Here is a 13,838-nt window from a genome sequence, read left to right on the forward strand (position 1 = left end):
ATACTTCCCGCCACCTTGTGCGGGGTGTACGCTATACCTTGCCATTCTCAACCCCCAAAAAAATCAAAATATCACTCACTCTATAGAAGATTTTCCTAGTGTCTTCTAGTGGGGGCTGGTAACGTCTTAGCCCATTATCTTCCCAACGTTTCAAGGTCTTATCCTTTATGCCTAGTTCATCTTTAACCTGCTGGGCTGTGATTAGCCCTATCTTGATAGCTCATGCCTAGGTTAATCATAGCTATGGCCATATCTTCCAAAGCTTGGTATCTCACTAGCTCCTTACTAGTTAGGCTATCAATGCCTGTCAGGCCCCCACGCTGGGCCACTAGTTGGCGTTTATTCAATCCGCTAGCACCTTTAAGCAATAGATTTGTAACCGTGCTGTGCGCGTGTTTAGGGGCTTGCTCCCAGTTCTCTATGCTATCATGTAAGGTTTTACGTTTTGGCTTTTCTAAAGCCCTCTGATAGCGAAACTCTGCCACCTCGTCACGCATTTCAAAGAATGCTCGGACTAGTGCTGACTTGAAAGCAATAACTGGCGCGGTGTTTCTCAAGAATGTAATGAGTAAAGTCGCTTGTTGTTCGTTTAGAATGTAGTCGCGTTTACTTTGTCCACTTTCTAAAGGTGTCATTTTAAATGCAACCTTTCCGAATTTTTCAAGCTCCGCTAAGTGCTTTCTAATTTGTTCTTTCACTGCGTGATGGGTTATTTCAGCATTATCTGAAATAATACTGCTCAATGTATACGGCTCTTTCCGTCCGTCCATGTAAACTAGTTCCATGATTGCTCCTTTCTAACTGTAAAATAGTTCATCAATGGTTATATCTGGCTTAACCTCTGCGACAATGGTCTTGATTGCTTTCTTTTCCTTGTCATTGAATGGCGTTTTGCCTGTTTCTTTATTGTTGTATGACTGTAAAGAAATATCTAGCTTGACCGCCATAGCTTGCTGGGTTAGTCCTAACATGACCCGATAGCCTTTGAGTTTACTCATGTCATTCTCCTTTCTTTGAAAAATCCCCCTCCATAGATTGAAAGTGTGAAAGGTCGTGGAGGGGGTGAAGTATCCGTTTCGGATAACTTTGAAAACGATTATATATCCATTTTGGATACTTGTCAAGCGTTTTTTTAAAAATTTTGTATCATTTCTTGATACTTTTTGCATTTTTGGTTATAATCAACCTTGAAAGGTCGTGAAATGTATGAATAGGTTGAAAGAATTACGCAAAGAAAAAAAGCTAACTCAGGAAGAATTAGCTAGTGAAATTGGTGTATCAAAAATAACTATTCTCCGTTGGGAGAACGGTGAAAGACAAATCAAACCAGACAAAGCCCAGGCACTCGCTGACCATTTTGGTGTGAGTGTTGGGTATTTGTTGGGATATGAAACAAATCCTAAAAAATATGACGACGAACTTGTTCTCACAAATCCTCGAACTAGCAGAATATTTACTCACTCATACAAACAGGAAAAAGAAAAGGTAAAAGATGCGTTCGATAACTTCGTATTAGAAAATTCACTTTTACTAACTGACGAACAAATTCAAGCATTTTCTTCCATGATTGCTGACTTACATACAGGAGCAGACTATAAATATTTTGGTCAATCAATACAAGCAGATGGACTATTTGAGCCTGTCGCTGACCTTGACAGCGTGCTAGAACAAATGAAAAAAGATGGCTACAACTCCATTTTTTCCGATAGTTAACCCACCAAGCTATTCCACGCGCCCAGGGGCTTTCTAGTGGACTGTGTGGAGTGAAAAAAAGTCACGGTTAGTCACTAGATGAAAAAAGTCGGATTTTGTCGGTTGCTGAAAATGTAGGTTTTTGTTGGTAGATGAAAAAAGTCAAGTTTTAACAAGTTAGATATTTTTGCAACCTTAGCAAACCATAGCTTCTATATCTGCTGTATGTTAGCATTTGTTAGCATTCTGCGCGTGCTTTCCTCGTGCTTCAGCAAGTCCGCTGACCTTGTATAAACCTTGTCACTTTTATAGGAGTAATACTCATGGATATTTTTAGTAAAGAATTTAAAAATGAACTTCGATTCATTGTGAAAGATACCGTTTCTGATATAGTCACAAAAGCCATAAAAAATGGATCATTTAATTCTACCTTTACGATTGACGTTGCTAATGACGCTTTTTTATCTCAAAAGTTTTGCATGTCAAAAAGTTCTGTTGGGGCTATTAGAAGAGAGATGAGAGATTTCCCTAGCTATGCTAAGTTTCTTAGAAATGGCGGATCTCTTGTAACTGTCAAAGGTTTTGATGAATATCTGCAATATCGCGGTAGCTGGGAATGGAAGAAAGAAAAAGCTAAATTAAGAACGAAAAAAAAGGATTCGTTAAGATCCTAAAAATTGTAAAGGAAAAAATATGAACGATTTACAACATTATGATGAATTAACTTTTGAAAATATCAAACGCATAGATGAAAACGGTGTAGAGTTTTGGTACGCTCGTGAACTACAAACCGTTTTAGAATACACTGAATGGCGTAACTTTAACCAAGTTATTGACAAAGCTAAATTAGCTTGTGAAAACTCTGGAAAGCGCGTGGTTGCCAATTTTGTTGACGTCAACAAAACTGTACAGCTTAATTTTGGAGCGCGTGAAATAGCAGATATAAAACTCTCTCGTTATGCCTGCTATTTGATTGTCCAAAATGGTGATCCTAGAAAAGAAGTCATTGCTTTGGGCCAATCATATTTTGCTATTAAAACCCGTCAGCAAGAGCTAGCTGATAATTTCAACAAACTCGATGAAGAGCACAAACGTTTAGCAATTCGCCAAGAGATGAAGGAACACAATAAATCATTAGCTGAAGCTGCTAAAATGTCGGGTGTCACTAACTACGGAAAGTTTCAGAATTTTGGATATAAAGGTCTCTATGGTGGAATGTCTATGCAAGATATTCATGATAGAAAAGAACTAGAAAAAGGACAAAGTATTCTTGATTATATGGGTAGCGCTGAATTGGCTGCAAACTTATTCCGCGCTACTCAAACTGATGAAGTGTTAAGAAATCGGCAGATACACGACGAAAATCTAGCTAACGATACACACTTTAACGTAGGTAGAACAATCAGAAAAACTATGCAGGAACTAGGTACAACTATGCCAGAAAATCTCCCTACACCTCAAGAAAGTATCCAAGATTTAAAAAGGAAGCATAAACAACTAGATAAACAACCGGATGAAAATCAACTTTCACTTTTTGATGATATGTGATAACCACCATATAAAGCCCATATTCGCATTCTACTCTTGATTGGCATATTTACCCTACCCAACCAAAACAAACGAAAATAGGGCTATTCTCGTAACTCTACACATGATAAAACCTTTATAGCTTGCCTGCTGATGGAAAGGATATATCATGAAAATAACTGAAGTTAAAAAGAAAAACGGTGCTACTGTGTACCGTGCTAGTGTATATCTGGGAGTTGACCAGGTAACAGGTAAGAAGGTAAAGACCAAAGTAACGGGTCGGACACAAAAGGAGGTTAAGCAGAAAGCCAAGCAAGAAAAAATAACCTTCCAGCAGGACGGCTTTACCAGGTTTCAAGCTACGTCAATAGCAAGTTATCAGGAACTATCTAGCCTATGGTGGGAAAGCTATAAGCATACTGTCAAACCCAACACGCAAGACAACGTTAAGAAGTTGCTAGATAACCATGTATTGCCACTCTTTGGGGTCTATAAGCTCGATAAGCTGACTACTCCAATCATTCAAAGCATAGTTAATAAACTGGCTGACAAGACCAACAAGGGGGAGCCTGGGGCTTATCTGCACTATGATAAGATCCACGCGCTTAATAAGCGTATTTTACAGTATGGTGTGACCATGCAAGCAATATCTTCCAACCCTGCGCGTGATGTCGTCCTACCTCGTAACACTCAAAAAGCTAAGAGAAAAAAGGTCAAGCATTTTGAAAATCAAGACCTAAAAAAGTTTCTCGACTATCTGGGAGGGCTTGACCTAACCAAGTACAGAAATCTGTATGAAGCCACCCTATACAAGTTCTTGCTGGCTACTGGTTGCCGTATCAATGAAGTCCTAGCGCTTAGCTGGTCTGATATTGATCTGGAGAATGCAACTATTAGCATTACCAAGACACTTAACCATCTAGGGCAAATCAATAGCCCAAAATCAAAAGCAAGCTATCGTGATATAGATATAGACCAGGCAACCATTGCCATATTAAAAGCCTACCAGCTTAGACAAATTCAGGAAGCCTGGAAGTTAGGGCAGACTGAAACGGTTGTATTTTCGGACTTTATCCATGACTACCCCAAAAATAAAACTCTAGCTACACGGCTAAGGACTCACTTCAAACGTGCTGGAGTATCTAACATTGGCTTTCACGGTTTTCGCCATACCCACGCTAGTTTACTGCTTAACTCTGGAATACCTTACAAGGAATTGCAACACCGTCTAGGTCATTCCACTCTATCCATGACAATGGATATTTATAGCCATCTCTCAAAAGAGAACGCAAAAAAAGCCGTCTCGTTTTACGAAACAGCACTAAAAGCACTCTAGGGGGAGCAAAAAGGGGAGCAAATCCAGAAATCAACATTTTAAGACAAAGCAAAAAGCCCACTCTTGTAGGCTTCTTACTATATAAAGTCTTATCTTAGAGCATTTTGTTGTAGAATTCTACGACAAGAGCTTCGTTGATTTCTGGGTTGATTTCATCGCGTTCTGGCAAGCGAGTCAATGAGCCTTCAAGCTTTTCAGCATCGAATGATACGAAAGCTGGACGGCCAAGAGTTGCTTCAACAGCTTCAAGGATAGCTGGAACTTTGATTGACTTCTCACGAACTGAGATAACTTGACCAACTTCAACGCGGAATGATGGGATATCAACACGTTTGCCATCAACAAGGATGTGACCGTGGTTTACGAATTGACGTGCTTGACGACGAGTAGTTGCCAAACCAAGACGGTAAACAACGTTGTCCAAACGACGCTCCAAAAGAAGCATGAAGTTGAAACCAAGAGTACCTTGTTTGATTTTAGTAGCTTGTACGAACAAGTTACGGAATTGTTTTTCACCCAAACCGTAAGAGAAACGCAATTTTTGTTTCTCAGCCAATTGCAAACCGTATTCTGACAATTTAGAACGGTTGTTTGGTCCGTGTTGACCTGGTACGTAGTTACGACGTGCCAATTCTTTACCTGTACCTGTCAATGACAAGCCAAGACGACGAGCTTGTTTCCAAGATGGTCCTGTATAACGTGACATGTGTTATGTCCTCCTAAAATAAAAAATAATTATTGTAGGAAATAACGTTTTAAGCAAACCTGATTCGTGCAGGAGGCCTTCATCGAAACAGCAACGATTACTCTTCTTGCTGACCTTCTGTTGACGAGCTTCATTTTGCCCTGCTGTTATTTCGCACAAAGGTTAGTATAGCACAAAAAAAAGGCTCTGTAAAGCCTTTTTCATCGTTCTTATTGCATTTCTTCCAATAATTCGACCAACTTATCTTTTTGAACTTGTCCTGCAAAAGAAATCTTGAGGGTTCCATCACTATTGATAAGGATATGGGTCGGAAAAGCAGCAATACCAAAATGTGTCATAGCCTGGTCTTTGGTATCAAATAAGACTGGATAGGTCGCTCCTAACTCACTGGCCTTCTCCAAAATTTCAGCCTTGCTCACATCGGATGGATTGGTATTCGCAAACTCAGCATCCTTAGGTGACGTGATAGACAAGAAAACATAATCTTCCTTATCCTTGTACTCTTGGTAAACTTCCTCCAATTCAGGAATTTCCCTCTGACAAGGACCACACCAGGTCGCCCAAACATTGATGTAAATCTTTTTCCCTTTATAATCTGCTAGATTGACATCCTTCCCATCCTTATCCTTTAAGGAAAAATCTAGCGTGACCGGTTGATTTGCCTGTAAAGTCGACTCAGTAGAAGACGGACTGACCAATGGTAAAAGGGAACAGGCAGTCAAAACAAAGCAAGAAACAAGTAAGCAAACGACAATTGATACCAACTTTTTCATAAACAAATCCTTTCTATCCTACTGGAAAAAACGAACAAGATGCTGGAAGAAACCTGTTAAAATACTCAAGCCAATCAAGAGCAATAAATAACCTGAAATACGCTTGGTCCAAGCCAAATAGTGCCGATTATTCTTGAAGAAAGCCAACATTTTCTGAGAAAAAAAGGCAACCAAAATAAAGGGAAGAATAAAACCAAGACAATAAACCAACAGCAAGATACCGCTCAACCAGCCCACCTGACTGCTAGCATAAATAAATACCGAAGCCAGAATCGGACCGATACATGGTGTCCAAGAAAAACTAAAGGTAAAGCCCATCAAAAAAGCTAAAAATGGAGTGACCTGTTTCCCCGCCTGATAGACCTTGTTTTTCGCAGAAAATTCACGCTCCAACATGGGAATATTGAACCAGCCCAACTGCAAAATCCCCATGAGAATAATCAGCAGACCACTGATGATTTGCAAGACTTGAGCATTGGCTTGTAAGACCCTACTCAGCAAACTAGAGGCAAAGCCTAATAAGAAGAAGGTCACAGCAATCCCCACCACAAAACTCAGCGTATTAACCAGGACATTTCTCTCCCCCTCTTTCCCTTCAGCTCCACCTGCCAACAAACCAATATAGATAGGGAGAATTGGCAGAACACAGGGAGAAAGAAAAGACAAAAGCCCCTCAGCAAACAGCGCCAAAAATGTAAACCATTGCAAGTCCATACAAACTCCTTTCTATCTCGCACACGAATGTTATTGAAAACGCTTTTATGTACTAATATTGTAACACACTGCTTTATCTTAGTCAATATATAGTTTGGTTAAAGCATACAAAAAAGCCTGCAAACACAGGCTCCCATTCCTAATCCAAATAATGAATTAAGATTTTCTCCGTCAATACATCCGAGTAGGTATAAGATTCTACAAAAGTATTGTTTGGATCTTCAAATTCAACGATAAACAAAGACTGATAAACTTCTGTAATCCGACCTTGCTTATTCTTCTCACGCTTCCGACCATTTTCAAGGGTCAACTCGACAATTTGTCCCTCGTGGTCTTTAATATCTTGTTTGATTTGCTTCATCTTAGCAACATCTGTAAATGCATCACTCATTCTCTATCCATCCTCTCTCTTGGAAATACTTGCAAATTTATTGTATTCTTTTTGGAACATCAATTCCACGGTACCACGCGCACCGGAACGGTTTTTCTCGATGATGACTTCAACCGTATTGTTAGGAATAGCACCCTCTTCCTGCTCACCACGCTCATAGTAATCATCACGATACAAGAAGGCAACGATATCCGCATCCTGCTCGATAGACCCAGATTCACGAATGTCAGACAAGACAGGACGCTTGTCCTGACGTTGCTCCACACCACGCGACAACTGACTAAGGGCGATAACTGGAACTTTCAATTCCTTGGCTAAAATCTTCAACTGACGGGAAATCTCCGAAACCTCTTGTTGCCGGTTTTCACGACCAGTTCCAGTAATCAACTGGAGATAGTCAATCAAAATCAAGCCCAGATTTCCAGTCTCCTGAGCCAACTTGCGTGACCGCGAACGAATTTCCGTAATCTTGATACCAGGTGTGTCATCAATGTAGATGCTTGCCCGAGCCAAATTAGCCTGAGCCACCATGTACTTGTTCCACTCTTCCTGTGTCAAATGACCTGTACGAATAGAACGCGAGTTAATGACCCCCTCTGAAGCGAGCATACGGTCAACCAAGCTTTCTGCACCCATCTCCAAAGAGAAGATAGCAACGGTCAAACCCAGTTTTGTACCAATATTTTGCGCAATATTGAGGGCAAAAGCCGTCTTACCAACCGCAGGACGAGCCGCAAGAATAATCAACTCTTCCTCATGCAGGCCCGTTGTCATAGCATCCAGAGCAGGATAGCCAGTCGCAATCCCTGTAATGTCCGAGGTCTGCTTGGCACGTGTCTCAAGGTTATCAAAGTTGATATTTAAGACATCATCAATCCGCTTGAAACCACTTCGACTGGCTCCCTCACTGACATCAATCAAGGCTTTTTCAGCATTGGCAATAATGTCATCTGAACCATCCGCACCCTCGTATGCCTGATTGACAGCATCTGTTAAACGGGCAATCAGTTTACGAAGATTGGATTTTTCCGCGACAATCTTGGCATAGAATTCCGCATTGGCTGCCGTCGGTACAGAACTGATAATTTCAGCCAAGTATGCCAGACCACCGATATTCTCCAAATCACCATGGTTGACCAAATAGTTGCGCATGGTGGTCGCATCAATAGCCTCATTCTTATCAGAAAGGGCAATCATGGCCTTGAAAATCAGCTTATGGGCATGCTTGAAAAAATCCTCTGCCTCGATATATTCACGAACAAAGACCAACTTGCCTTCATCCAGGAAAATAGCTCCCAAGACCGACTGTTCAGCCAAAATATCCTGCGGTTGCACCCGCAATTCATCTAAGTCTGCCAAGATTTCACCTCCTCACTGATGATGTTAATTCTTCTAAGCTTCCTTAATGCTCAAATTGATGACACCTGTCACATCTTGATAGATTTTGACAGGAACATCAATCAAACCAAGGGCACGAATTGGGTGGTCCAATTGGATATGACGTTTGTCAATCTTAATACCAAATTGTTTTTCCAACTCTTCAGCAATCTTCTTGCTAGTAATCGAACCAAATGTACGACCATCTGGACCAACTTTTTCGACAAATTTCACCAAAGTAGCCTCTTCTGCCAACTTCGCCTTGATAGCCTCTGCTTCTGCAACCATTTCTGCATGAGCCTTAGCTTTCGACTTTTCTTGACCACGTAGGGCGCTGATTGCTTGGGTTGTAGCTTCTTTAGCCAAATTTTTCTTAATCAAGAAGTTTTGGGCATAACCTGTTGGAACTTCCTTGATTTCGCCTTTTTTTCCCTGACCTTTTACATCTGCCAAAAAGATAACTTTCATTTGCTTCACCTAACTTTCTTTTATTTCCTCATAAATTTTACTGATGAGGTTTTCCTTAACTTGTTCAAGGGTTTGGTCATAGACCTGGGCTGCAGCCAGATTAAAGTGACCTCCGCCCCCCATTTCTTCCATAATCCGTTGGACATTGACCTTGCTGTGACTTCTAGCGGAAATAGCTATGTAACCTTTGGCATTTTTCGTAACTACAAAGACCGCCTCAATGCCCGCCATATCCAATATGGTATTGGCTGCCTTACTTGGAATGATTGTGTCATACTCTAACTCCTCATTACCGCAGGCAATCACGATATGTGACTCCAACTTCTCACCACGCAAAATCAACTCATTGATTTGACGATAGGCATCAAAATCTGTCGCTGAAATCTGCTGAATTTCAAGACTGTCACTGCCACGTGTGCGCAAGTAACTAGCCACATCAAAGGTCCGACTGGTTACCCGAGAAGTGAAATTCTTAGTATCCAGCATAATCCCAGCCATCAACAGACTAGATTGCAGACGATTGAGCTTATGACGTTTATCGTTTTGGAACTGAACCAACTCCGTCACCAACTCACTGGCTGAACTCGCACCGCTTTCGATATATGTCAAGACAGCATTGCTTGGAAAATCCGTATCCCTACGATGATGGTCCACAATCACAACCTGACTGAATTGCTCATAGAGATCCTGGTCCAAGGTCAAACCAATCTTCGAATGGTCAACCATAATGAGTAAGGACTGAAAAGTGACCATTTTCTTGGCTTCCTCAACAGTAATCAGATTCGAACAATTTTCATCACTCAACTTTTTAATGGCCCGTGCAATATCTGGCGCCATCTCATCAGGATTATAAACTGTGTAGGCATTGTTCATGATATTTTGAGCAAAATATTGCATACCGACTGATGAACCTAGAGCATCCATATCCAAATTACGGTGGCCAACAACAAAGACCGTATCCACCGATTTTAGCTTATCAGATACGGCTGTCATCATAGCACGCGTTCGAGTACGAGTACGTTTTACTGACGAAGCTGAGCCACCTCCAAAGAAAAGCGGTTGCTTGCTCTCATCATTTTCCTTGACAACCACCTGATCTCCTCCACGAACCTCGGCCATGTTGAGATTTTGAAGAGCTATCTGTCCAATCTGATAATGGTTGCCATCACCATAGGCCAAACCCATACTAAGCGTTAAGCCTAACTCCAATTTTTTAGCTTCCTCACGGAACTTATCAATAACGGAGAACTTATTTTCAATCAGCATCTCCAAGACTGCATAATCCGTGAAAAAGTAGAAACGATCCATGGTACCACGACGGTAATAGATACCGTAATCGTGGCAAAAATCAGAAACAAACTGAGCCAAAAATGAATTGACCTGACTAATCTGGGAATCCGTCACCGTATCCTCGAGTTCATCATAATTATCAACAGAAATAATTCCGATAACCGGTCGACTACCGATTAAGCTATTTGTCGCTGAATACTCTGATGAAGCATCAAAGAAGTAAAACAAACCGTGGTCGAAATCAACGTTAACCAGGTATCTTTTCCCAGAAAAATTAGCATAGACACGATCCTCATCCAGACCCACATCAATAATTTCACGCAGTTTCTTCTGGTCAAATCCCCCATTTTCCTGAGCAAAAATCAGCTCTGCAAAGGGATTAAACCACTCCACTTGATTGCTATCTGGCCGAACCTTAATCACTCCGACCGGCATCTTATCCAGAAGCATCATCAAGCCCGAATTGGCCTGATGATTGAGATATTCAATTTGTTCTAACTCACTAAATTCGTAAGAATGTTTTTGATAGATAAATAAGGCAACCAATACACTTAAACTCACTAGTAGAGCAAAAATTGTATAGGCACTTGTTGGAGAAAATTGATGGACCAATGCCACCATTCCAAACAAGATAACGCCTATCATGACAAAATGAATTGTCGAAAACCGAAATTTTTTCATCACTAACCTCTGCCTGCCATTTTACCACAAATCACAAGAAATTACTAGTTTTCTCTAGCACGCACAAGAAAAGAACAGCCTTACTGACTGTCCTTACTCTTGTTTTTAGAAATGGAACGACTACGTCCTTCCAAGTAGACCATGAGAATGGAGATGTCGGCTGGATTGACACCGGAAATCCGACTAGCCTGGCCAATGGTTTCTGGTGAAATCAGCTTGAATTTCTGACGAGCTTCAGTCGCAATAGAGTCAATATCATCCCAGTCGATGTCAGCTGGAATTCGTTTTTCTTCCATACGTTTCATCTTCTCCACCTGATCCAAGGCCTTGGCAATGTAACCTTCATACTTGACCTCTGTTTCAATCAATTCAATGGTCTTGGCATCCAAGTCCTCTGCCGCAGGGCCGATAAATGCTACCGCATCTGCGTAGGTCACATCTGGACGACGCATGAATTCCTTGGCGGTAAGGGCGTCTGTCAGAGGCTTGAAGCCCATAGCTACGACTTTTTCATTGGTTTCCTTGATTGGCTTGAGTTTAATAGACTCCAAGCGCTTCATTTCATTGTCAAACTGGTTTTTATGGATTTGGAAAAGCTGCCAGCGCTCATCATCCACCAAGCCGACCTGACGACCGATTTCCGTCAGTCGCATATCGGCATTGTCATGACGCAAAATCAAGCGGTATTCTGCCCGACTAGTCAAGAGGCGGTAAGGCTCCACCGTTCCCTTGGTCACCAAGTCATCAATCATAACACCAATATAGCCGTCGCTTCGTTTCAAAATCAGCTCTGGCTTACCCTGTACCTTGAGGGCGGCGTTAATTCCAGCTACAATTCCCTGACCTGCTGCTTCTTCATAACCTGATGTTCCGTTGGTCTGACCTGCTGTAAAGAGCCCTGAAATCTTCTTGGTTTCCAGCGTCGCCCGCAACTGATGAGGCATAACCATATCGTACTCAATGGCATAACCCGTCCGCATCATCTGGGCGTTTTCCAAACCTTTGATGGAGTGAATCAAGTCCTTCTGTACATCTTCTGGCAGACTGGTTGACAGCCCTTGAACATAAATTTCATCGGTGTTGCGACCTTCTGGCTCTAGGAAAAGCTGGTGGCGTTCCTTGTCGGCAAAACGGACAATTTTGTCCTCAATAGACGGACAATAACGTGGGCCAATCCCTTTGACAATGCCTGAAAACATAGGTGCTCGGTGAAGATTGCTGTTGATAATCTCATGGCTGGTCGCGTTGGTGTAGGTCAACCAGCAAGGAATTTGATCCTGTAAATAATCCTCATCCTTGGACAAGAATGAAAAATGGTTTGGCTTTTCATCGCCTGGTTGAATTTCCGTTTCTTCGTAGTTAATCGTGCGAGCATTGACACGCGGTGGCGTTCCTGTCTTGAAACGACCGATTTCAAGCCCCAATTCTTTCAGGTTATCCGCCAGCGTGATAGAAGCCAAACTATTGTTGGGCCCTGACGAATACTTGAGGTCACCGATGATAATCTCACCACGCAAGGCTGTACCCGTCGTCACCACAACTGCCTTGGCTGAAAATTTCTGGTTGGTAGCCGTGCGGACACCGATAGCCTTGCCGTCTTCCACTAAAATCTCATCAATCATGGTTTGACGCAGGGTCAGATTTTCCTGACGCTCCACCGTCCGCTTCATCTCTGCTGCGTACTCTGCCTTATCTGCCTGAGCCCGCAAGGCACGAACAGCCGGTCCCTTGCCCATATTGAGCATCTTCATCTGGATATAGGTCTTGTCAATGTTGCGACCCATTTCGCCACCCAGGGCATCAATTTCTCTTACCACAATCCCCTTGGCAGAGCCACCAATGGAGGGATTACAAGGCATAAAGGCCACCATATCCAAGTTAATGGTCGCAAGCAGGGTCTTACAGCCCATACGACTGGCTGCCAAGCCAGCTTCTACACCCGCATGCCCCGCACCGATCACGATGACATCATAATTTTCTGCAAATGTGTGTGTCATTTTTATTTCTCCTTTATGTTCATGATGTGTTTAACTTGTCCATTCCAGTTTGGCAATGCTTGAGACAGAAAAGCTGGTACTACATATAAGTTGACAAGGTTGTCAAGTGCAATCCATTCACAAGTTTGCTTCAACTTCCCTTCAATCATCTTCTCAGGCATTTCTCCAACAGGCTCCACGATAAAATGAAGCTCGATATTGTGAAAGTCTATGCTCTCGTGTGTAAACTGATTTTCGACAACAAAAGCCAGTTGATTGACACGACTGTCAACCCCTAATTCTTCTTTGACTTCTCGAACAGCCGCATCTGCTGCTACCTCATTGACCTCAACCGCACCGCCAATGGTATAATAACGGCCCTTAGAGTCCTTCGTGAGAAATATTTTCCCGTCTTTTATAAGCAATGCAGTCGCCCGAATACCAAAAATCTGATTGTCAATTCTAGTCCTAAAATCCATTCTTCCTTCTCTTTTCTAAAATTTCAACGAGATATGGAACTAAGTTTTTCTTATTTTTATCGCTAGGGGCTAACCATAGAAAATCTGTATGTTCTTCTGGGTCAAGAAGAATGGTTTTCGGTTGTTCAGGAAGTGTTACTTCATAGACTAGCCTTGTAAATACCGTCTGTTTTTCTTCATCAAACTGACTATCTTCATGGATAATGGTCAGATTTTCCTTTTCTATCGAAATACCTGTTTCTTCAAAACACTCTCTCACTGCAGCATCACAGGGTAACTCATTCTCCTCGACACGACCGCCTGGAATGTCCCAATGCTGCGGAAATACATTCGGCTCTCCACGCTTAGTCTGCGAACGCTGCATCAGCAAGTGGCTATCTTCAACAGTCAGTAAGACATGGGCAATCAATTTAACAGGCATGGTTTCC

Annotated in this window: 16 protein-coding genes and 1 pseudogene; 4 read left to right on the top strand and 13 right to left on the bottom strand. The window is 42.0% G+C overall.

Annotation, left to right across the window (positions count from 1 at the left end; all coding sequences use genetic code 11):
• Positions 1–31 precede the first annotated feature (31 nt).
• The 3 genes and pseudogenes from PW220_RS10085 to PW220_RS10095 form a co-directional block, all read right to left on the bottom strand.
• A pseudogene (locus PW220_RS10085) lies at positions 32–211 on the bottom strand (XRE family transcriptional regulator); the annotation flags it as partial.
• Complete coding sequence (locus PW220_RS10090; protein WP_248055833.1) at positions 183–785, bottom strand: Rha family transcriptional regulator; 603 nt, start codon at positions 783–785, stop codon at positions 183–185. The gene PW220_RS10090 and the pseudogene PW220_RS10085, both read right to left, overlap by 29 nt.
• A 12-nt stretch (positions 786–797) precedes the next feature.
• On the bottom strand, positions 798–998 hold the full coding sequence (locus tag PW220_RS10095; protein ID WP_024394573.1) for a helix-turn-helix transcriptional regulator: 201 nt from the start codon (positions 996–998) through the stop codon (positions 798–800).
• Positions 999–1,206: 208 nt separating this feature from the next.
• Between PW220_RS10095 and PW220_RS10100 the strand changes: the two genes are divergently transcribed.
• The 4 genes from PW220_RS10100 to PW220_RS10115 all read left to right on the top strand — a co-directional run bounded on the left by PW220_RS10100 (position 1,207) and on the right by PW220_RS10115 (position 4,555).
• The gene (locus PW220_RS10100; protein WP_228477041.1) at positions 1,207–1,713 is read left to right on the top strand and encodes a helix-turn-helix transcriptional regulator; all 507 of its coding nucleotides are present in this window, start codon (positions 1,207–1,209) and stop codon (positions 1,711–1,713) included.
• Positions 1,714–2,015: 302 nt separating this feature from the next.
• Positions 2,016–2,366, top strand: coding sequence for a hypothetical protein (locus PW220_RS10105; protein WP_248055835.1), 351 nt, complete (start codon positions 2,016–2,018; stop codon positions 2,364–2,366).
• A gap of 19 nt (positions 2,367–2,385) precedes the next feature.
• The gene (dinD, locus tag PW220_RS10110) at positions 2,386–3,240 is read left to right on the top strand and encodes a DNA damage-inducible protein D (protein ID WP_044686385.1); all 855 of its coding nucleotides are present in this window, start codon (positions 2,386–2,388) and stop codon (positions 3,238–3,240) included.
• A 148-nt stretch (positions 3,241–3,388) separates the two neighbouring features.
• Positions 3,389–4,555: a tyrosine-type recombinase/integrase gene (locus PW220_RS10115; RefSeq protein ID WP_248055838.1), complete on the top strand. Its 1,167-nt coding sequence runs from the start codon at positions 3,389–3,391 to the stop codon at positions 4,553–4,555.
• 94 nt (positions 4,556–4,649) lie between these two features.
• Here the strand turns inward: PW220_RS10115 and rpsD are convergent, their stop codons facing one another.
• From rpsD to PW220_RS10165, 10 genes are all read right to left on the bottom strand, one after another.
• Complete coding sequence (gene rpsD / locus PW220_RS10120; protein ID WP_024407736.1) at positions 4,650–5,261, bottom strand: 30S ribosomal protein S4; 612 nt, start codon at positions 5,259–5,261, stop codon at positions 4,650–4,652.
• 209 nt (positions 5,262–5,470) lie between these two features.
• Positions 5,471–6,034, bottom strand: a complete 564-nt coding sequence (locus PW220_RS10125; protein ID WP_248055839.1) for a TlpA family protein disulfide reductase — start codon at positions 6,032–6,034, stop codon at positions 5,471–5,473.
• Between the two features lie 18 nt (positions 6,035–6,052).
• Positions 6,053–6,748 carry a cytochrome c biogenesis CcdA family protein gene (locus PW220_RS10130; RefSeq protein WP_248055840.1) on the bottom strand — a complete coding sequence of 232 codons (696 nt, stop codon included), beginning with the start codon at positions 6,746–6,748 and terminating at the stop codon, positions 6,053–6,055.
• A gap of 139 nt (positions 6,749–6,887) precedes the next feature.
• Entirely contained in the window at positions 6,888–7,139 is a 252-nt protein-coding gene (locus PW220_RS10135; protein WP_105114079.1) for a Veg family protein, read from the bottom strand.
• 3 nt (positions 7,140–7,142) lie between these two features.
• Positions 7,143–8,498 (bottom strand): replicative DNA helicase, encoded by a 1,356-nt coding sequence (dnaB, locus tag PW220_RS10140; protein WP_105118840.1) that lies wholly within the window; start codon positions 8,496–8,498, stop codon positions 7,143–7,145.
• 33 nt (positions 8,499–8,531) lie between these two features.
• Positions 8,532–8,984 (bottom strand): 50S ribosomal protein L9, encoded by a 453-nt coding sequence (gene rplI, locus PW220_RS10145; protein ID WP_044754897.1) that lies wholly within the window; start codon positions 8,982–8,984, stop codon positions 8,532–8,534.
• Between the two features lie 9 nt (positions 8,985–8,993).
• Positions 8,994–10,955, bottom strand: coding sequence for a GGDEF domain-containing protein (locus PW220_RS10150; RefSeq protein WP_248055841.1), 1,962 nt, complete (start codon positions 10,953–10,955; stop codon positions 8,994–8,996).
• An 80-nt stretch (positions 10,956–11,035) separates the two neighbouring features.
• Entirely contained in the window at positions 11,036–12,952 is a 1,917-nt protein-coding gene (gene mnmG, locus PW220_RS10155; protein WP_248055842.1) for a tRNA uridine-5-carboxymethylaminomethyl(34) synthesis enzyme MnmG, read from the bottom strand.
• 2 nt (positions 12,953–12,954) lie between these two features.
• Complete coding sequence (locus PW220_RS10160) at positions 12,955–13,410, bottom strand: NUDIX hydrolase (protein WP_248055843.1); 456 nt, start codon at positions 13,408–13,410, stop codon at positions 12,955–12,957.
• On the bottom strand, positions 13,400–13,831 hold the full coding sequence (locus PW220_RS10165; protein ID WP_248055844.1) for an NUDIX hydrolase: 432 nt from the start codon (positions 13,829–13,831) through the stop codon (positions 13,400–13,402). Before PW220_RS10165 ends, PW220_RS10160 begins: the two co-directional genes overlap by 11 nt.
• Between the last annotated feature and the right edge of the window lie 7 nt (positions 13,832–13,838).

This window comes from Streptococcus sp. 29892, assembly GCF_032594935.1.
In the GTDB taxonomy this organism is placed as follows: Bacteria; Bacillota; Bacilli; order Lactobacillales; family Streptococcaceae; genus Streptococcus; species Streptococcus hyiners.